Source organism: Chryseobacterium indoltheticum (assembly GCF_003815915.1).
Lineage (GTDB): Bacteria > Bacteroidota > Bacteroidia > Flavobacteriales > Weeksellaceae > Chryseobacterium > Chryseobacterium indoltheticum.
Window position 1 is genome coordinate 334,762 of record NZ_CP033929.1, and the last position, 18,403, is coordinate 353,164.

The 18,403-nt window shown below is 34.7% G+C and carries 19 protein-coding genes and 2 tRNA genes; 13 read left to right on the forward strand and 8 right to left on the reverse strand.

Going from position 1 to position 18,403, the window contains the following annotated elements:
- Positions 1–161: 161 nt before the first annotated feature.
- Positions 162–2,693 carry an ATP-dependent Clp protease ATP-binding subunit gene (locus EG358_RS01630; RefSeq protein ID WP_076561351.1) on the reverse strand — a complete coding sequence of 844 codons (2,532 nt, stop codon included), beginning with the start codon at positions 2,691–2,693 and terminating at the stop codon, positions 162–164.
- A gap of 151 nt (positions 2,694–2,844) precedes the next feature.
- Between EG358_RS01630 and EG358_RS01635 the strand changes: the two genes are divergently transcribed.
- From EG358_RS01635 to EG358_RS01665, 7 genes are all read left to right on the forward strand, one after another.
- A complete protein-coding gene (locus EG358_RS01635) occupies positions 2,845–3,069 on the forward strand; it encodes a uroporphyrinogen decarboxylase (RefSeq protein WP_076561350.1) in 225 nt (74 codons plus the stop codon).
- A complete protein-coding gene (locus EG358_RS01640; RefSeq protein WP_076561349.1) occupies positions 3,069–4,169 on the forward strand; it encodes a glycosyltransferase family 4 protein in 1,101 nt (366 codons plus the stop codon). The genes EG358_RS01635 and EG358_RS01640 overlap by 1 nt, the downstream gene beginning before the upstream one ends.
- Positions 4,170–4,390: 221 nt before the next feature.
- Entirely contained in the window at positions 4,391–4,810 is a 420-nt protein-coding gene (locus tag EG358_RS01645) for a SufE family protein (protein WP_076561348.1), read from the forward strand.
- Positions 4,811–4,812: 2 nt separating this feature from the next.
- On the forward strand, positions 4,813–5,778 hold the full coding sequence (locus EG358_RS01650) for a glycosyltransferase family 9 protein (protein WP_228421387.1): 966 nt from the start codon (positions 4,813–4,815) through the stop codon (positions 5,776–5,778).
- 4 nt (positions 5,779–5,782) lie between these two features.
- The gene (locus tag EG358_RS01655; protein ID WP_076561514.1) at positions 5,783–6,682 is read left to right on the forward strand and encodes a glycosyltransferase family 2 protein; all 900 of its coding nucleotides are present in this window, start codon (positions 5,783–5,785) and stop codon (positions 6,680–6,682) included.
- A 50-nt stretch (positions 6,683–6,732) separates the two neighbouring features.
- The gene (locus EG358_RS01660) at positions 6,733–7,086 is read left to right on the forward strand and encodes an ISAon1 family transposase N-terminal region protein (protein WP_076561346.1); all 354 of its coding nucleotides are present in this window, start codon (positions 6,733–6,735) and stop codon (positions 7,084–7,086) included.
- 28 nt (positions 7,087–7,114) lie between these two features.
- Complete coding sequence (locus EG358_RS01665) at positions 7,115–8,059, forward strand: ISAon1 family transposase (RefSeq protein WP_115596394.1); 945 nt, start codon at positions 7,115–7,117, stop codon at positions 8,057–8,059.
- A gap of 98 nt (positions 8,060–8,157) precedes the next feature.
- Here the strand turns inward: EG358_RS01665 and EG358_RS01670 are convergent.
- From EG358_RS01670 to EG358_RS01680, 3 genes are all read right to left on the reverse strand, one after another.
- Positions 8,158–8,232: transfer RNA gene (locus tag EG358_RS01670), tRNA-Val, on the reverse strand.
- A gap of 29 nt (positions 8,233–8,261) precedes the next feature.
- A tRNA-Val gene (locus EG358_RS01675) sits at positions 8,262–8,336 on the reverse strand.
- A 42-nt stretch (positions 8,337–8,378) separates the two neighbouring features.
- A complete protein-coding gene (locus EG358_RS01680) occupies positions 8,379–9,623 on the reverse strand; it encodes a bifunctional folylpolyglutamate synthase/dihydrofolate synthase (protein ID WP_076561160.1) in 1,245 nt (414 codons plus the stop codon).
- A gap of 182 nt (positions 9,624–9,805) precedes the next feature.
- Between EG358_RS01680 and EG358_RS01685 the strand changes: the two genes are divergently transcribed.
- From EG358_RS01685 to EG358_RS01705, 5 genes are read left to right on the forward strand one after another with little or no spacing between them, the layout of a single operon-like run.
- Entirely contained in the window at positions 9,806–11,152 is a 1,347-nt protein-coding gene (locus EG358_RS01685) for a TolC family protein (protein WP_083677052.1), read from the forward strand.
- Position 11,153: 1 nt separating this feature from the next.
- Entirely contained in the window at positions 11,154–11,744 is a 591-nt protein-coding gene (locus EG358_RS01690; RefSeq protein ID WP_076561162.1) for a SprT-like domain-containing protein, read from the forward strand.
- Positions 11,745–11,747: 3 nt separating this feature from the next.
- A complete protein-coding gene (locus tag EG358_RS01695; protein WP_228421379.1) occupies positions 11,748–12,827 on the forward strand; it encodes a mannose-1-phosphate guanylyltransferase in 1,080 nt (359 codons plus the stop codon).
- A gap of 33 nt (positions 12,828–12,860) precedes the next feature.
- Complete coding sequence (locus EG358_RS01700) at positions 12,861–13,529, forward strand: hypothetical protein (RefSeq protein WP_076561163.1); 669 nt, start codon at positions 12,861–12,863, stop codon at positions 13,527–13,529.
- Positions 13,492–14,031 (forward strand): GNAT family N-acetyltransferase, encoded by a 540-nt coding sequence (locus tag EG358_RS01705; RefSeq protein WP_076561164.1) that lies wholly within the window; start codon positions 13,492–13,494, stop codon positions 14,029–14,031. Before EG358_RS01700 ends, EG358_RS01705 begins: the two co-directional genes overlap by 38 nt.
- A 96-nt stretch (positions 14,032–14,127) precedes the next feature.
- Here EG358_RS01705 and bcp read toward each other — a convergent pair whose 3' ends face one another.
- Positions 14,128–14,577, reverse strand: coding sequence for a thioredoxin-dependent thiol peroxidase (gene bcp / locus EG358_RS01710; protein ID WP_076561165.1), 450 nt, complete (start codon positions 14,575–14,577; stop codon positions 14,128–14,130).
- 33 nt (positions 14,578–14,610) lie between these two features.
- Here bcp and EG358_RS01715 point away from each other — a divergent pair, with 33 nt between their 5' ends.
- Entirely contained in the window at positions 14,611–15,243 is a 633-nt protein-coding gene (locus tag EG358_RS01715) for an endonuclease III domain-containing protein (RefSeq protein WP_076561166.1), read from the forward strand.
- An 88-nt stretch (positions 15,244–15,331) separates the two neighbouring features.
- Here the strand turns inward: EG358_RS01715 and EG358_RS01720 are convergent, their stop codons facing one another.
- The 3 genes from EG358_RS01720 to EG358_RS01730 all read right to left on the reverse strand — a co-directional run bounded on the left by EG358_RS01720 (position 15,332) and on the right by EG358_RS01730 (position 18,324).
- Positions 15,332–15,778, reverse strand: a complete 447-nt coding sequence (locus EG358_RS01720) for a DinB family protein (RefSeq protein ID WP_174565099.1) — start codon at positions 15,776–15,778, stop codon at positions 15,332–15,334.
- An 88-nt stretch (positions 15,779–15,866) separates the two neighbouring features.
- Entirely contained in the window at positions 15,867–16,433 is a 567-nt protein-coding gene (locus EG358_RS01725; protein ID WP_076561168.1) for a hypothetical protein, read from the reverse strand.
- A 94-nt stretch (positions 16,434–16,527) separates the two neighbouring features.
- Positions 16,528–18,324, reverse strand: a complete 1,797-nt coding sequence (locus EG358_RS01730; protein ID WP_076561169.1) for a DUF885 domain-containing protein — start codon at positions 18,322–18,324, stop codon at positions 16,528–16,530.
- Positions 18,325–18,403 lie beyond the last annotated feature (79 nt).

The following is an 18,403-nucleotide window of genomic DNA, read 5'->3' on the forward strand; positions in this document are numbered from 1 at the left end:
CGAAGAAGTCTTTCTCACAGATTTTACTGATTGAGCGGATTTAAGTGTAATTAGCCTAATTTTTCAACAGCATTGTCTGTGAAAACGTATGTTGTCTATGTGATTGACAAAAAAAGCATCGAGAATATCCCGATGCTTTCATTATTTATATTAAAAATTGATTATTGAGATGATTTCTCAGCAGACTTTTTAGTTTTGTGAGTTTTTCCTTCTAATCCGTCTTTAGCTTCATTAAGACCTAAAGTTACTGTTTCGCCTTCAGTTAATTGTTTGTTTACAAGCATTTCTGCCAATAAATCTTCAATATATTTCTGAATAGCTCTCTTCAGTGGTCTTGCTCCAAAGTCTTTATCCCAACCTTTTTCAGAGATGAAATCTTTGGCTTCTTCAGTTAATTCAACTTTGTAGCCTAATTTATCAAGTCTTGTGTAAAGTTTATTAAGCTCGATATCGATAATTCTCTTAATATCGTTTTGCTCAAGAGAGTTGAAGATCACAATATCATCAATTCTGTTAAGGAATTCTGGTGCAAATGCTTTTTTAAGGGCACTTTCTATTGTACTTCTTGCTCGTGAATCTGTATTTGTTTTCTTTGCATTGGTTCCGAAACCTACTCCGTCTCCGAAATCTTTGATATCTCTTGTACCGATGTTTGAAGTAAGAATAATAATTGTATTTCTGAAATCAATTTTTCTACCTAAACTGTCGGTAACGTGACCTTCATCCAAGATTTGCAGAAGAATATTAAATACATCCGGGTGAGCTTTTTCAATCTCATCCAAAAGAACGACTGCATAAGGTTTTCTTCTTACAGCTTCGGTTAATTGTCCACCTTCCTCGTATCCAACGTATCCCGGAGGCGCACCCACTAATCTTGAAACGGCAAATTTCTCCATATATTCACTCATGTCAATTCGAACTAATGCTTCATCAGAATCAAAAAGTTCTCTTGCCATCACTTTTGCAAGCTCAGTTTTACCAACACCGGTTGTTCCAAGGAAAATAAATGTTCCGATTGGTCGGTTAGGATCTTTCAGTCCAGTTCTGTTTCTTTGGATCGATTTTACAACCTTTCTTACCGCATCTTCCTGTCCAATTACTTTTCCGTTCATATTGTCGTCCATCTGAGCCAATTTATCAAGCTCATTTTTACCGACTTTAGTTACAGGAACACCGCTCATCATAGAAACTACTTCTGCAACACTTTCTTCAGATACGGTTTCTTTTTTCTCTTTTACATCCTTATCCCATTGATCCTGGGCAGAGTTTAGCTCCATTTGTAATCGCTCTTCTTCATCCTTCAGCTTTCTTGCTTCCAGATAATCCTGAGCTTTTACTGCTTTTTGTTTCAATTCTTTGATGTCTTCAATTTTCTTTTCAAAATCGATAATGGCAGTAGGAACTTTCATGTTTTTGATGTAAACACGAGATCCTGCTTCATCCATCGCATCAATAGCTTTGTCCGGTAAAAATCGATCTGTAATGTATCTTGATGTCAAATTGACACAAGCCAAAATTGCTTCTTCTGTATAAACTACATTGTGATGCTCTTCATATTTATCTTTAATCTGATTCAAAATCTGAATCGTTTCATCGATAGAAGTCGGCTCCACCATTACTTTCTGGAATCTTCTTTCTAAAGCTCCGTCTTTCTCAATATACTGACGGTACTCGTCTAGAGTTGTAGCACCAATACATTGAATTTCTCCTCTTGCTAAAGCCGGTTTAAACATATTTGAAGCGTCTAAACTTCCTGTAGAACTTCCCGCTCCAACAATCGTATGCAACTCGTCAATAAATAAAATGACATCACGATTTTTTTCAAGTTCCGTCATGATGGCCTTCATTCTTTCTTCAAATTGACCACGGTATTTTGTTCCGGCAACTAAACTTGCAAGATCCAAAGTAATTACTCTTTTACCATAAAGAACTCTTGAAACTTTTTTCTGCTGAATTCGTAAAGCCAAACCTTCAGCGATGGCAGATTTACCAACACCAGGTTCACCAATCAAAAGCGGATTGTTTTTCTTTCTTCTTGACAAAATCTGTGAAACTCTTTCGATTTCTTTCTCACGACCGATTACAGGGTCTAGTTTTCCGTCTCTTGCCAAAGAAGTAAGATCTCTACCAAAATTATCTAAGGTTGGCGTTTTACTTTTTGAAGAGCCCAAATTTCCTGTAGGTTTTCTCATCTGCTCAAATTCTTCTCTGTCATCATCATCATCGTAAGCCGAATTTTGAGGTGCTTGGCCAGAATTTTTAAGCATTGTCTGATATTCTCTTGAAACTCCTTCATAATCAATGTCATAAGCTCCTAAAATACTTGAAGTAGGGTCTTCATATTTATATAGAATGCCCAATAACAAATGTACGGTATTGATCTCGTTACTTTTATATTGTCTGCATTCTAACTCCGCACGCTTAATGGAGTGATCTGCCATTTTGGTGAATGAAATATTGGTGACTTCCTCAGAAATAGGATTTAGACTTGCTGTATTTAAAGTTTCAATTTTTCTTCTGATTTGTGTTAAATCGGCATTAAGCCCTTGAAGGATTTCTTTTGCAGAGTTTTCTGTTTTTATAATACCTAAAAGTAGATGTTCTGTATTAAGAAATTCACTTTTCAGCCTCTTAGCTTCATTTTTGCTTTGCTTGAACACTTGGCTCAAACCTTGTGAAAACTTATAATCCATAATATATCTCGTTAGAATAAAAGCAGAATTGCTTTATATTCAATATCTAAATTACAAATATTTTACCAAAAAACAATTAATGACTTTATGGCAGAAAAATATTTTTTATCTTATTGAAAATGACTAAGTTTGTTATCCTTAAATATCCCTCATGAGTTCTGAGATCGTCAATTATATTGGTTATGCTGCTTCAGTTTTTATCGTTTTGAGTTTCATCCTTAAAGATTTAACCAAGATCAGGATTGTCAATTTGATAGGGTGTATCTGTTTTGTCATCTACGGAATTTTCAGCGGAATGCTTTGGCCGGTGATTATTCCCAACGCAATTATCTGTTTTGTACAGATTTATCATTTAGTGACAGCAAAGAAGAAATAATGGCTCAAAAAAAAATATTGACTTCTGCTTTTAGTAACCTTTACACCGATCAGAGAATCGAAAAAGTTTGTAAAACACTACACGAAAACGGATATAAAGTTGAGTTAATTGGTAACAATTGGGGTGGGGAAGAAGCAATGACCCGACCATATCCTTTTTCAAGAATACATCTTGTTTCTAAAACATTAAAAACCGCTTATTTTGAGTTTAACTGGAAACTTTATTGGGAGCTTTATAAAAAAGCAGATCAGAATACTATTCTTCATGCCAATGATTTGGATGCGTTACTGCCTAATTATCTTTTAGCTAAAAAATTGAATATTCCTTTGATATTCGACAGTCACGAGATCTTCTCTGAAATGCCTGCTGTACAAGGAAAAATGTCTCAAAAGTTATGGCGCTATCTGCAGAATAAAATCGTTCCGAATCTGGAATTCATGATTACGGCAAGCGGAAGTTATACAAAGTGGTTTCATAATAAATATGGAATTGAACCTGTTGTCGTTCAAAACGCACCAAGAAAAATTGATTTCTCAATAGATATTCCGTCAAATAATCCTAAAATAATTTTATATCAAGGCGCAATTAATCCTTTCCGTGGTATTGATAAAGCCATTTTGGCAATGCATCATCTTGAAAATGTTATTTTTAAAATTGCAGGAGACGGACCTATGAAAAAAGAATATGAAGATTTAGTTTTAAAGGAAAACCTTCGGGATAAAGTTCAGTTTTTAGGGAAATTACTTCCGGATGATTTAAGAAAAATCACATTGACTGCTGATGTCGGGATGAGTATAGAAGAAAATGGGGGCGAAAGCTATGAGTTTTCATTACCAAATAAGGTTTTAGACTGCATTCAGGCTAAAGTTCCTTTAATTTTATCTCCACTTCCGGAAATGTTAAATATTAAAAATCAGTTCAATGTTGGCGAAATCATTGAAAATCATGAGCCGAAGAATATTGCTGCAGCAATACATTTAGTTCTAGATAAAGGAAGAATAAATTATCAATCTGAATTACAAAAAGCTTCTGAAGTTCTTTGCTGGGAAAATGAGGAGACTAAATTATTAGGAGTTTTTGAAAAAGCGTCAAAACGATAAACTGTTTAGAATTAAGATGATCAAATTATCATCAATATTGTTGCATTAAATTTTAACGAATGAATAGACATATTCAAAAATAAAAAGGAACTTTTGTATTTGTTTAAAAATATGTTGAATAATGAATATTTAGTTTATCCTTGCTTTTAAAATAATTGAAAATAGTTTCTGTTAAATTATCTTTTCAAAATTGGCTATCTTTGCAGAAAGAAAGTATAGAAATGACCATTAAAGAAAAACAGCAGGAAATAATCGACGAGTTTGCGTTTCTTGAAGACTGGGAACAGAAATATGAGTATATCATAGATTTGGGCAAAGAACTGAAGGGGCTTCCGGAGGACAAGAAAAAAGATGATAATCTGATCAAGGGTTGCCAGAGCAAGGTTTGGATTGATGCTGAATTTAAAGATGGAAAACTATTTTTCAATGCAGATTCTGACGGAATTCTCCCAAAAGGAATTGTCTCTTTGCTCGTAAGCATTTACAGTGGTCATTCTACCCAGGAAATTCTTGATTCTGATTTTGAATTTATTTCTGAGATCGGTTTACAGGAATTTTTATCGCCATCCAGAGCCAACGGATTGATGGCGATGACCAAGCAAATCAAATTTTATGCAGTCGCATACCAACTGAAATCTTAGTTTTGACCAGAATTCTAGCATACCGTTTTTCCGCATTTGGTGATGTCGCTATGACTGTGCCTGTTTTCCGGGAGTTTTTGGAGCAAAATCCGGAGGTTGAAATTGTAATGGTTTCGAGGAGTAATTTTGATAGCTTATTTGCTGATATTCCGAACGTTATATTTCATGGGATAGATCTTGATGATTATAAAGGTTTCCTGGGAATCAGACGGTTGGGGAAAGAATTGCTTACATTGTATCAACCAGATTACGTTGCTGATCTGCATGATGTTATCCGTTCAAAAATATTAGATAAGATTTATATAAGAAAAGGCTTAAAGGTTTTTAAAATCAATAAAGGAAAAGAGGAAAAAGAATATCTTACCGATGTTTGGAATTTAAATAAAATTCAGCTTAAAAAGACTGTAGAGCGATATGCCGATGTTTTTCGAGATATGGGTTTTAAGGTCGAGCTTTCGCATCAATTAAGACCCAAAGCAAGTCAAAAATCAGGAATTGGTTTTGCACCGTTCGCTCAGCATAAAGGAAAAATGCTTCCTTTGGAAAAGTCTTTTGAGTTCGTAAAAATTTTAGCAGAAAAAAATACAGTTTATTTTTTCGGAGGCGGGAAAAAAGAAACAGAAACCCTCGAAAGTTGGGAAAAACAGATTCCCAATACCAAAAGTCTGGCAGGAAAACTCAATCTTTCAGAAGAACTGAATAGGATTTCTCAACTTGAAGTAATGATTTCGATGGATTCAGCTAATATGCATCTTGCGAGTATTGTAGGAACCCGTTGTGTTTCTATTTGGGGCTCTACTCATCCTTACGCAGGGTTTTTGGGATTCGGGCAAAGTGAAGATGATGTTGTTCAGATTACTGACCTTACTTGTCGCCCATGTTCTGTTTTTGGGGACAAAGAATGTTTCCGTGGCGATTGGGCTTGTTTAGAAGAGCTCAATGTGCAAAAGATCATCGAAAAAATCTAGCTTAATGAAAATCTCTATATGCATTCCGGTTTATAATTTTGATGTAAGAGAATTGGTTTATGACCTTAAGAGAGAAATAGCAAGCCATTCAATCGATGCAGAAATTATTCTTATTGATGATGGGTCGGACGAAGGATTCAAACAAATAAATAATGAGCTCAATAATCAGGTAGGTCAATTTATTTTACTTGAAAAAAATATTGGAAGATCTCGAATAAGAAATTTATTTTTGGATTATTCGAAAACTGAGTACCTTCTATTTTTAGATTGTGACGGAAAAATTATTTCTACAAATTTTCTTCAAAACTATGTCGATTTTTTAAATGAAAATTCTGATGCAGCTGTTATTTATGGTGGAAGAACGGTTTCGGAAAAACCTTCTTCACAAAAGCATATTTTAAGATGGAGGTTTGCTGTAGAACGAGAAAATTTACCCTTAGAAAAGAGAAAAATAAAGCCTTATTTAAGTTTTCAGACGAATAATTTTCTTATAAAAAGAGATGTTTTTAATAGAATTAAATTTAATCCTGATCTCCGGAAATATGGCTATGAAGATTTAGTATTTTCAATGGATTTAAAATCAGCAAAAATTCCTGTGATTCATATTGATAATCCGATTTATAATAATGATGTAGAAGATGGAAATGTTTATTTGAGGAAAGTTGAAGAATCTGTAGAAAGTCTTTTACTCATGCTGAAAGACTATGATTTAAGCCAAAAATTAGCGGAAATTAAATTGGTGAAAGCATATCAGTTAGTTTGTAAAAAAGGATTAAAATATCCTGGCTTAATTTTGTTTTCTTTATTTGAAAAATTTCTAAAAAAGAATCTGCTTTCCAGAAATCCTAATCTGAAGTTTTTAGATTTATATAAGCTTGGATTGATGCTCAAGAAAGCAAAATAAGGATCAATCTCAAAACTTGGGGATAAAAAAAATATTGATAATTTTGTGGAATGTTAAACGATGCCGAACTCCTCAAATTATTTTTACCTGAACTCTTGATTGAGCATTTTGAGATTGTAAAAGTTGAAGAAGAAAACAAAATCGTCCACATTTACTTTGACGAGAAAAATACAGCTCCGAAAGAATTTTCTTCTCTGTTATTGCAGTCAAAAGGTTTTGTTCCGGAAATTACCGTTGACGATTTTCCTCTTCGTGGAAAAACAGTAAAACTCCACATCAAACGCAGAAGATGGACCGATACAAAAACCGGCAACATCATCCAAAGAGATTGGAATCTCATTGCCAAAGGAACCCGCATGACACAGGATTTTGCCGAGTTCTTAAAAAAAATCAGCCGATACTAAAGCGCTTCCCTGTAAAACCATTGGCGAGATGTATGGCGTGGATGGCAGGAAATTTCAAAGGCAATACAAGCAAAGCATCAGCAATTTTAAAAACTGGAAACAAAAATCACACGCCGAGGATTGGATTCTCTATCCCGAAAACCTCTCACACCACCTATCTCTCGATGAAGTTGCTCTTTCTGATGGCGAATTGTACACTGTTCTGACCTCCAAAAAAGCAAGGGGCAGAAAAGGCAGTATTGTCGCCATTATCAAAGGAACCAACAGTGATACCGTAATAGAATATCTCTTAAAAATCAACAAAAAACTAAGGTTAAATGTAAAAGGAATTACTTTGGATATGGCAGGTTCTATGAAGCTCATCGCCAAAAGATGTTTTCCCAATGCCACACAAATTATCGACCGATTCCATGTCCAGAAATTAGCCATAGAAGCGTTGCAGGAATTAAGGATAAGCCACCGTTGGGAAGCTATTGAGCAAGAAAACAACCTGCTCATGGAAGCAAAAGAAAAGAAAAACAACCCCGGGATTGAAACTTTTGAAAATGGCGATACCCGAAAGCAACTTTTGGCAAGAAGCAGGTATTTACTCTACAAAACCAGAGAAAAATGGACTGCATCGCAAAATCAGCGAGCTGAAATCTTATTCTCGCAATATCCTGATTTAGAAAAAGCGTACAATTTATCTGATGGCTTGAGGAAAATTTACAACCAAAACATTCAAAAATCCGTTGCAATGTTGAAACTGGCACATTGGTTCAAAGAGGTGGAAGAATCAAGATTTAAAGCTTTCTCGGTGCTCAGAAAAACCATAATGAATCATTACAATGAGATTCTCAATTATTTTGAAAGAAGAAGCACGAATGCTTCCGCCGAGTCTTTCAATGCGAAAATAAAAAACTTCAGATTGCAATTAAGAGGTGTGCGGGATAAAGCATTTTTTCTGTTCAGGTTGTCTAAACTTTTTGCCTAGTCCCCAACTTTTGAGATTGATCCCAAAATAAAATACCCCATAAGATTTTGAGAGTATGTAAAAAAATAAAAACTCTCAGAATAACCTGAGAGTTTTTGTGGGCCCTGAGGGATTCGAACCCCCGACCCTCTGGGTGTAAACCAGATGCTCTGAACCAACTGAGCTAAGAGCCCTAAATTTTTAAAAGTTTTAGGAACTTTTGTGGGCGATGAGGGATTCGAACCCCCGACCCTCTGGGTGTAAACCAGATGCTCTGAACCAACTGAGCTAATCGCCCTCTGTAACGTTATTACCGTTTAGAGTGGTGCAAATATACGACTTATTCGGAAATCTCCAAATTTTTTTCTAAAAAATCTCCCACTACAAAGTTGCTGCCGCCAATAAAAATCATTTCTGCATTCGTACATTCTTGTTTTGCAGAAAGATAGGCTTCTTGTACAGAATCAAAAATTTTGTAATTTATTTTTGATTTTTTTAGTAAATCTTCATAGTCTAATGGATGTCTTCCCCTGTTGATGGATGGGTTTGCAAAATAAAACTCAGAATTCTTAGGCAGTAAACCCATTACATCATCAATGTTTTTGTCATTGACGAACCCTAAAATAACATGTTTGCGTTTTTCAATGGCATTCAGTTGCTCAAAAACAGATTCTAAACCTGCCTGATTGTGTGCGGTGTCACAAATAGTCAGAGGATTATGAGAAAATTCAAACCAACGACCGATGAACCCTGTGTTTTTATGAACGTTCAAGAGTCCGGTTTCAATATTTTTATCGGAGATATTATAATTGAGTTTTTGCAACTCTTCAATTAGGCTTAAGACAACCTTAATGTTTTTATTTTGGTAATTTCCTTTCAGATCAGATTTTAACTCGGTTTTTAATAAAGAAGCATCAATAAATGAAGCGTTTTCTTTAGCTGCTTTAGATTTAATAATATTTTTTACTATTTCATTATCGTCACCGAAAATTATGGGCGTATCATTTTTTATAATTCCTGCTTTTTCGTAGGCAATTTCTTCGATCGTGTTTCCTAAAATATTCTGATGATCGAGTTGTACATTCGTAATCGCTGCAACCAAAGGATTAATAATATTTGTAGAATCTAATCTCCCTCCCAAGCCAACCTCAATAATGGCAAGGTCGACCTTTTGCTGAGCAAAATACTCAAACGCCATAATTGTAGTAAATTCAAAAAAAGAAGGAAGTATATCTTCGGGAAGCGTTTGTAGTTTTAAAATAAAATGATAGACAAATTCTTTATCACAATTTTTACCGTCTACTTTAATGCGCTCGGTAAAATCAATAAGATGCGGAGAATTATACAGTCCTGTTTTATAACCCGACTCCTGAAGAACCGAAGAAAGCATATTGCTGGTAGACCCTTTTCCATTGGTTCCCCCAATATGAATGCATTTTATTTTATCTTGTGGGTTGTTAAAAAAAGCGCAGAGTCTTGAGATATTCTCCAGTCCTGGTTTGTACGCTTTTTGCCCATCTCTTTGATAGTTTGGCGCCTGAACGAAAAGCCATTCTACGGCTTCCTGATATTGTGCGTTTGTCATGATGCAAAATTCTCAAAACTTTCATTAAAATGAAACAATAATTTTCTAAATCTGTAACTTTTTTGCAATCTTTACGTCTAATGCTAAAAAAGCCAATTTGAAATCGCTGTTTGCAAACTTTTTTTATTGAAAAAGAATTTGAAAATAACGGTTACATTTGAAAAAAAATTAAATATTTCCTTATGAAAAAAGTTTTGACGATTGTTTTGGGATTAGCCTTTGCGGGATTAAGCGCTCAGCAGAAATGGTCTTTGCGTGAATGTGTAGACTATGCGGTAAAGCACAATCTGCAGGTAATTCAGAATGAATATTCAAAACAGCTTCAGGATTCTAGTCTTAAAATTGCCCAGAGAAATTACCTTCCTTCTGTAAGCGCAAACGTAGGAAATAACGTGAGTTTTGGGCAGGCTTCTTTGGGAACAGGAAGTATCAGAAACGACAGATTCAGCAATTCTGCTAATTTGGGAGCTGATATTTTGGTTTACAACAACGGCAGACTTGAAAAAACAATCAGAAAATCTCAGTTTGATGTTGAGGCAAGTCAATATGATATTGAAACCATTAAAAATGATATTTCGCTGCAGATTGCTCAACAATATTTAACGACTTTACTCAATAAGGAAATTGTAAAGATTTCTCAAAGCGCAACAGATAATGCCAAAAAACAATTTGACAGAGCAAAAATAACTACAGAAGTAGGTACCACCGCCCAAACTATTGTTGCAGAAGCAGAAGCGGCCTGGGCAAGAGAAAAACAAAACTTAAAGACAGCAGAGATCAATGTTGGAAGAAGCTTATTTGCTTTGGCGCAGTTGCTTCAGTTAAAAGATTATAAAGATTTTGATGTAGAAGATGTGCAAGTTGATGATAAGCTTACGCCTCAGTTAGTTTCTGTAGATGATGTGTTAAGCATCGCTTATGAAAATCAGCCACAAATAAAAGCGGCAGAAAGCAGAATAAAATCAGCAGAAGCGCAGACCGAAATTACCAAAACTTCTTTCTGGCCAACTCTTACGGCGAGTTTGGGAATAGGAAGTTTTTATAACAATTTATTGAATACAAGCTATTCAGGCTTTGATCAGTTTGGAAATGCTGCAAGGGAACCTTCTTTTTTCAAGCAATACAAAGATAACTTTGGACAACAGGGCGGACTGAGTTTAAATATTCCGATTTTCAATAAAGGAATTACCAAACTTCAGGTAGAGCAGTCAAAAATCAATGAAAATATTGCTAAAACTACTTTAGAACAGCAAAAACAAAATGTAAGACAAAGCGTACAACAAGCTCAGTTTGATGTTGATTCCAATTACGAAGTATATCTTGCAGCAGTAGAAGCTGAAAAAAGCACAAAATTAGCCATGGAATTTGCCGACAAAAGTTACACTGCGGGTCGTACAACAATTTATGATCTAAATATTGCCCGAAACAATTATGCCAATGCTCAAGGTTCAGTAGAGCAGGCTAAATTTAATTATCTTTTCAGTATTAAATTATTGAATTTCTATTCAGGAATTCCGCTAAGTTTGTAAAATGTCTATTCAGTCTTTAGAAAAATATTTACCTCAGAATACACTTTTGTATTTAAAGAAATGGTTTTCAAGTCATTATATTCATATAAAAGTTACTAAAAATAGAAATTCGAAGCTTGGAGATTACCGTAAATTAAGGGATAATTCGCATGAAATTACCATCAATTCTACGTTGGCTCCGCAGCTCTTCTTTTTTGTGTTGACCCACGAGTTGGCGCATCTTATCGCTTTCGAAAAATTCGGAAGAAAAATTGCTCCGCACGGTATCGAATGGAAACATACTTTCAGGGAAATGCTTCTGGAAAGTATAGATGTTTATGAAGAAGATCTGAAGCCGATTATTATTAAATTTTCCAGATCTCCGAAAGCCAATTTTATGGCAAGCCCGGATCTTGTAAAATATTTTCATATTGAAAATCAGGATGATGATGAGGTTTATATAGAAAAGCTCAGTAAAGGAGAGAATTTCATCTATCGAGACGAAAAGTATTTGTTGGAAGGTCTGATTAAAAAAAACTATCTTTGTATGAATCTGGCTACAGGGCGAAAGTATTCTTTCAAACCGCTGGCGAGAGTGAAAAAATGCAGTTAAAATATGTCAAAATCAGATAAATACTGTGTGATTATGGCGGGAGGAATCGGTAGTAGATTCTGGCCTTTGAGCACACAGAAATTCCCTAAACAATTTCAGGACATTTTGGGAACGGGTCGTACGATGATTCAACAGACTTATGACAGAATCAGTAAGATTATTCCCAACGAAAATATATTTGTAATTACCAATAAAGAATATGTTGGGCTTTCTCATCAGCAGTTACCGGAAATTCCTGAAGATAATGTAGTGGGTGAGCCTCTGATGAAAAACACAGCTGCATGCAATCTTTACATGGCAAACAAAATTGCCGAAGTGAATCCCGATGCTACGATGATTGTGCTTCCTGCAGATCATTTAATTTTAAAAGAAGACATTTTTTTAGAGAAAGTAGAATTGGCATTTAGCATTGCGTCAACACATGATTATCTGTTGACGTTAGGCATTACACCAACAAGACCAGACACCGGTTACGGATATATTCAGTTTGTTGAAGAAAAAGATTCAGACTATTATAAAGTTAAAACTTTTACAGAAAAACCGATTCTTGAAATTGCTAAAAGTTTCCTTGAAAGCGGAGATTTTCTTTGGAATGCAGGGATTTTTATCTGGAATGTAAAATCTATTCATAAAGCTTTTGAAATGTTTCTTCCGGATATGACTCAGCAGTTTATGGCTTGCGAATACAATGCCGAAGCTGAAGTAAGCTGTATAGAACTCATTTATCCTAAAATTCAGAAAATATCGATCGATAACGGAATTTTAGAAAAAGCTAAAAATGTGCATGTAATTCCTGCCGATTTAGGTTGGAGCGATCTCGGAACCTGGACTTCAGTTTTCGAAAACAGCGAAAGGGATCAGAACGAAAATGCAATCAATATAAAAACGGCGCTTACTTACGATTCTACAGGGAATATTATTCATGTGAAAAATAATAAGGCTGTGGTCATAGACGGTTTACAGGATTTTATCGTTGTAGATACAGACAAAGTATTGTTAATTTGCCCGAGAGAGCACGATCAGCAGATTAAAGACTATGTTTTAGACTTAAAAAGCCTGAAAAAAGGCGAAAAATTTATGTAAAAGACTGGCACGGTTTCTGTGACATTATCAGCTATGAAAAAAAGTACAACTCTTATTTTTCTGTTTACTTTTCTGCTTTTGGGAATTTCTGTTTTTTCTCAGGACAAAAATAAGTTTAATAATGTGGATGGCGTTTTAGCTAAAATAATTCCGAATAATAAACTTGACTTTTGGGTGTTAGCACACAACAGTTACGGGAAAAATAAAGAAGTAAAAATTTCCGGAACCAAGAAAGATTATGTGCCTCAATTTAGTGGGTTCAGCCTCAGACCTGGTGAAGATAGTTTTTATTATATTGTTTATTCGGTGGGCGGAAAGATTAATTATCTTACCGATATTAATGAATTGAAAGGTTTTATAGGAAAGGTTGATAACGTTGAAGAAGCTGCTTTGTCTGCCGTTTTGGATGGATATTTAATTGATGAGCAATTTGTAGACGTTGCTGCCAATTATTACACAGATGCAACCAATTATTACCTAGATCTCGGAAAAATCACTTCAAAAGAGTGTCCTTACCAAAAAACACATTTTACGCTGACGGTTAATAAGGCTACAGGTGTAGTTTCGAATATTAAAGATAACGGAACGTACATTGAAGTTTATACTAAAAATTGTAAAAACAACCCACGTCTTTTAAAAATAGAAAAGAAAGAAGAACCAAAAGATGAGCCCAAAAAACAACCCATCAAAAAAAGAAGATAAATTTTACGAAACAGAAAGGCTTTTGATTCGTCCGATATCTTTGGAGGATGCTGATCTGATTTTCGAGATGTATAACATGCCGAGGTTTATCAAATTTATTGGTGATCGTCATATAAAAACGATTTCTGATGCTGAAAATTACATTAAAGACAAGTTTTTGCCTCAAATTGAAAGAGTAGGATTTGGAAATTATCTTATTGTTTTAAAAGAAGGAAGCCAAAAAATAGGTGCGGTAGGAATCTTTGAAAGAGAAGGTCTTGATGTTGTAGATATCGGGTTTTCTGTTCTTGAAAAATTTGAGGGTAAAGGCCTTATGTTTGAAGCTGCTCAGAAAATAAAATCTGTCGGAATGGAAGATCTTGGATTAAATAAAATTTCTGCCATTACCGTAAAAGACAATTTTTCTTCACAAAAATTAATTGAAAGATTAGGTTTAAAATTCCAAAAATATGTAACGCTTCCCAATGAAAATGAAGAGTTGATGTATTACGAAACGGAATGATTTTCAGACTTTTTGTCCTTCTGACAAATGAAGAATCCAGGTCTAATACAGATTCTTCACTTCGCTTCGTTTTATTCAGAATGACGGATTATAAAATTATCCCTCCAAAATCTGAGCTGCTGCAGTTTTAGAAGTTACTTTTTCGATAACTCTGGTGCAAATTCCTTTTTCATCGAAAATAAAGGTAGTTCTCACGATTCCCATATACGTTTTTCCGAAAGTTTTTTTCTCCTGCCAAACTCCGAATTTCTCGATAATATCACGACTTTCATCAGCAATTAAATCATAAGGAAAAGCAAATTTGCTGTGAAAATTTTTCTGTTTTTTAACGGTATCTCCACTTATTCCTAAAAGCTGAAATCCTGCTTTTTCCAATTGAGAATAATTATCACTCAGATTACAAGCTTCCACAGTGCAGGTTGGTGTATTCGCTTGCGGATAAAAGAAAATAACTAATTTTTTTCCAATTAATTTTTGTGAATTAATTGTTTCTCCGTCCTGATTGATTCCTTCAAATTGTGGTAATTGGTCTCCAACTTTCAGCATAATGATTTATTTTTGTTCAAATTTAATGGTTAAATGACAAAAAAGCAAAGAGCGGCGCTCATTCAGTCAGAATTAGAAAAATTATATCCTGAAGTTCCTATTCCGCTGGATCATACCGACGCCTATACTTTAATGGTTGCAGTTGCGCTTTCCGCACAGACGACAGATAAGAAAGTGAATCAGGTGACGCCTGATCTTTTCGCTGTTGCAGGAACACCTCAAAGAATGGCCAAACTAGAAGAGTTTCAAATTAAAGAACTGATTAAAGAAATCGGACTCTCCAATACAAAAGCGAAGAATCTGAAAAGAATGGCGGAGCTTTTACTCGAAAGACATAATGGAGTAGTGCCTCAAACTTACGAAGAACTCGAAGCGCTTCCAGGAGTTGGCCACAAAACGGCTTCTGTAGTCATGAGCCAAGGCTTTGGTTTTCCTGCTTTTCCGGTTGATACGCATATTCACAGATTGATGACGCAATGGAAATTGACTTCCGGAAAAAACGTTGTAGAAACTGAAAAAGATGCCAAAAATCTGTGGAAAGAAGAGGTTTGGAATAAACTTCACCTTCAGATTATTTTCTACGGACGAGAATATTCTCCCGCAAGAGGAAAGGGTGAGAAAGATTTTCTCACTAAAATGTTATTCGAAGAAAAGGAAATAAATTAATTATCAAACTTACAAAACTTCCCCTCCTTTGGAGGGGTGGCGAAAATTCGTAGAATCTTTGACGGGGTGGTTAAATAAGAAATAAAATTTACTCTACACCCAACAATCTTCTATGATAATTGATCTGCCCCAAATGATAATTTAAATGTCCAAACAAATGAATCAGAAAATATTCTGTCGTCATTGGATAGCCTAAAGCTTGAATAGGATATTCTTTTTTCAAATCTTCTTCTGATAATTGATCAAGCGAAGAATGCACGACTTCGATAGTTTTTTCAATTTGCAGAATCAATTCGGTTTTTGGAATGTTTTTTAATGAAAATTCAAGTTCTCTGTTTCTCACATACCCTGAATTTCCCAAAATTGCACCAATAAAATGATTAATATTTCCAACCAGATGAAGAGATAAATTTCCTGCAGAATTCAGAATATCTTTATCGATTTTCCAAATGGCTTCTTCGTTTTGATATGATTCTATTTCTTTTTTTAATTGGTTTAAATCTCTTGTGAACAATGATTTTATGCTTTCTGTCATAATTTTAGCGATATTAAATGTGGAGGGATTTTTGTGAAATAAAAAGACGGTGTAGTTTATTACTAAATCAAAATTAAGAATAATATTTTTATTTAATTAGAGTTCTAAAATACCCTCTAAAAATCTTTTTCACACCACCATCTACCATGCATTTGTAATCTATAAACCCGTAAATGCTGTCATTTTTTTGATGACCTTTTTTATTTAAAACTAACTTTTGATAGATTGCTTTTGATTTGATGAACTTTTCTTCACCTTTGATGGTTTTCGGATCATAATCTTTAATGAAATAGGAACCATTAAAAACCTTTACCAAAACACCATTTGCGGATTGTTTATTGTTGTTATTCAGTGAAATATTTAAAGTGTCGTCCTTTAAATTGGCTTTACATTTATAATTATCAAACTTTCCCGACATATTCCAAATTGTTGACTCCTGAACAATATATGCTGTTCTGCTTTTGCTCTCATTAACATCAGTTCTGTAAAGTTTTAGCTCAGGGTATTTTGATAGTAATTTTATTGTGTCATTTTGTGGAAGACTTTCGTCAACGACAAATTTTTCAAAATTCTGTTGAATTTTCTTCTCTTTTTTGCAGCTTACAATTAATAGGCAGAAAATTAAAATGAAGATAAAATATAAAGCTTGTTTCATAATTTTGTTTAAACAAATCTAAAACAAAAAAGCCACGAAAATTAATTCGTGACTTCTATATTTCGGAAAATCCTTCCCTGCATTGTTATCAAATTTACTTCTGCTTCTTCGCCCAAAGCTCCATTTTCCTATTCAAAACATCCAAAGGCAGACAGCCTTGGCTTAAGATTTCATCATGGAATTTTGCCAAATTGAATTTATTCTCCAATTCTTTCTGATATTTTTCTCTCAATTCTCTGATTCTTAAAGATCCAATTTTATAGCCTAGAGCTTGTCCTGGCATAGCCATATATCGTTCAACTTCTGCAGTTGCTCCTGCTTCATCGTAAGCAATATTGTTTAAAAAATAAGTAATAGCATCTTCTCTTGTCATTTTTCCGGTATGGATTCCGGTGTCGACAACCAAACGAACGGCACGAAGCATTTGATCGCTCAAATACCCCATTTTTTGGTAAGGATCTGTGTACAATCCGAATTCCGGACCTAAAGTTTCACAATAATGCGCCCAACCTTCACCATAGGCTCCAAACCAACCAAATCTCATAAACTTTGGAAGCTTTGTATTTTCCTGTTGCAGAGAAACCTGATAATGATGTCCGGGAATTGCTTCGTGCAAAAACAGAGATTCCATTCCTGAAGTAACGTTGAATTTCGATGGATCAGGAAGAGGCATGTAGAAAATTCCCGGTCTTTTTCCGTCGGGAGTTCCCTGGATGTATTCTGCACTTGCGCTTGCTTCTCTGAATTTTTCGGTTTGTCTGATCTCAAACTTAGTTTTTGGCGTTACACTGAACATGGTTTTCAGCTTCGGAGTTATTTTGGCTAAAATCCCGTTGAATCCGTCTAAAACTTCTTTTGAGGTTTTGTAAGGCATTGCTTTCGGATCTGTTTTTACTGAATTAATAAATTCTTCAAGCGTTCCAGTGAAACCAACTTGTTGCTTTACTTTTTCCATTTCGCCACGAAGCATAGCAACTTGTTGTTGGCCTATTTTGTTGATTTCCTCAGGTGTTTTATTGGTTGTTGTCCAGCTTTTAGCGTAATATCTGTAAATGTTATCTCCATTAGGAAGACTGTTGTAACCGTCTGTTTCTCTGGCTTTAGGTAAATATTCTTTCTCCAGAAATGCACCCATTTTTGTGTATGCAGGAATGATATTTTTTGCAATTGCCTCTTTATACAGTTTGGTAAATTTCTCTTTCTGTTCTTTACTAAAAGTCTTTGGAAAGTTTTTTACAGGTCCGTAGAAAATATTTTTCTCAACATCAGGTGTAATGATTTCTTCGGCTTTCATTTGAGGAATCATTTTTATCACCAATTTTTTGGGAAGAACAACTTTATTATTTATTCCTTCGCGGAAATTATCTGCAGCTGCATCCATCCATTCTGGGAATTTCTCCATTCTTTTTAACCAGTCTTCATAGTCTTTTTCTGTATTGAAGGGCTGGCTTCCCTGTCCGCTACCGTACAGAGGGAAATTTAACGGCAAACCTGTAAACTGGCTGAAAGGAATGTATTCCGGATGATAAGCATACGCTTCAATTTTATCTTTTAGAGTATAATCCAACACATCATAAACCACTTTATCATCGTCTGAAAGGCTTTTATAATCTACATTTTCAAGCTGTTTCTGAATTGAATTATAAAAAGCAACTTCACCCAAAATGAAGTCTTTATCAATGTTGATCGGAAGTTGATCGTTATACCTCAAATCTCCCTGTGAAGTAGCTTCTAAAGGATAAAGCTTTAGATATTGCTCATAATAATTCGATGCAATAGAATCTATATTGGTCGGGGTAACTTTCGTTAACGGTGAATCTGATTTTTTGCATGACGAAATGCTCACCGCTAGACCGAGGCCGATTATGGTTTTAAATAAAATATTTTTCATGAATACTCTTTATCTTTATTGGTATGACGAAATTACAATTGTTGTTACAAAATTTGTTTCAGCATTTTATTCAGGGTAA

Coding starts and splice junctions, on each gene's coding strand:
- EG358_RS01665 (WP_115596394.1), top strand. CDS start 7,115: ATGTATGGCGTGGATGGCAGGAAATTTCAAAGGCAATACAAGCAAAGC.
- EG358_RS01645 (WP_076561348.1), top strand. CDS start 4,391: ATGACCATTAAAGAAAAACAGCAGGAAATAATCGACGAGTTTGCGTTT.
- EG358_RS01730 (WP_076561169.1), bottom strand. CDS start 18,324: ATGAAAAATATTTTATTTAAAACCATAATCGGCCTCGGTCTAGCGGTG.
- EG358_RS01635 (WP_076561350.1), top strand. CDS start 2,845: ATGAGTTCTGAGATCGTCAATTATATTGGTTATGCTGCTTCAGTTTTT.
- EG358_RS01685 (WP_083677052.1), top strand. CDS start 9,806: ATGAAAAAAGTTTTGACGATTGTTTTGGGATTAGCCTTTGCGGGATTA.
- EG358_RS01720 (WP_174565099.1), bottom strand. CDS start 15,778: ATGACAGAAAGCATAAAATCATTGTTCACAAGAGATTTAAACCAATTA.
- EG358_RS01680 (WP_076561160.1), bottom strand. CDS start 9,623: ATGACAAACGCACAATATCAGGAAGCCGTAGAATGGCTTTTCGTTCAG.
- EG358_RS01690 (WP_076561162.1), top strand. CDS start 11,154: ATGTCTATTCAGTCTTTAGAAAAATATTTACCTCAGAATACACTTTTG.
- EG358_RS01700 (WP_076561163.1), top strand. CDS start 12,861: ATGAAAAAAAGTACAACTCTTATTTTTCTGTTTACTTTTCTGCTTTTG.
- EG358_RS01695 (WP_228421379.1), top strand. CDS start 11,748: ATGTCAAAATCAGATAAATACTGTGTGATTATGGCGGGAGGAATCGGT.
- EG358_RS01715 (WP_076561166.1), top strand. CDS start 14,611: ATGACAAAAAAGCAAAGAGCGGCGCTCATTCAGTCAGAATTAGAAAAA.
- EG358_RS01660 (WP_076561346.1), top strand. CDS start 6,733: ATGTTAAACGATGCCGAACTCCTCAAATTATTTTTACCTGAACTCTTG.
- EG358_RS01725 (WP_076561168.1), bottom strand. CDS start 16,433: ATGAAACAAGCTTTATATTTTATCTTCATTTTAATTTTCTGCCTATTA.
- EG358_RS01630 (WP_076561351.1), bottom strand. CDS start 2,693: ATGGATTATAAGTTTTCACAAGGTTTGAGCCAAGTGTTCAAGCAAAGC.
- EG358_RS01655 (WP_076561514.1), top strand. CDS start 5,783: ATGAAAATCTCTATATGCATTCCGGTTTATAATTTTGATGTAAGAGAA.
- EG358_RS01640 (WP_076561349.1), top strand. CDS start 3,069: ATGGCTCAAAAAAAAATATTGACTTCTGCTTTTAGTAACCTTTACACC.
- EG358_RS01705 (WP_076561164.1), top strand. CDS start 13,492: ATGAGCCCAAAAAACAACCCATCAAAAAAAGAAGATAAATTTTACGAA.
- bcp (WP_076561165.1), bottom strand. CDS start 14,577: ATGCTGAAAGTTGGAGACCAATTACCACAATTTGAAGGAATCAATCAG.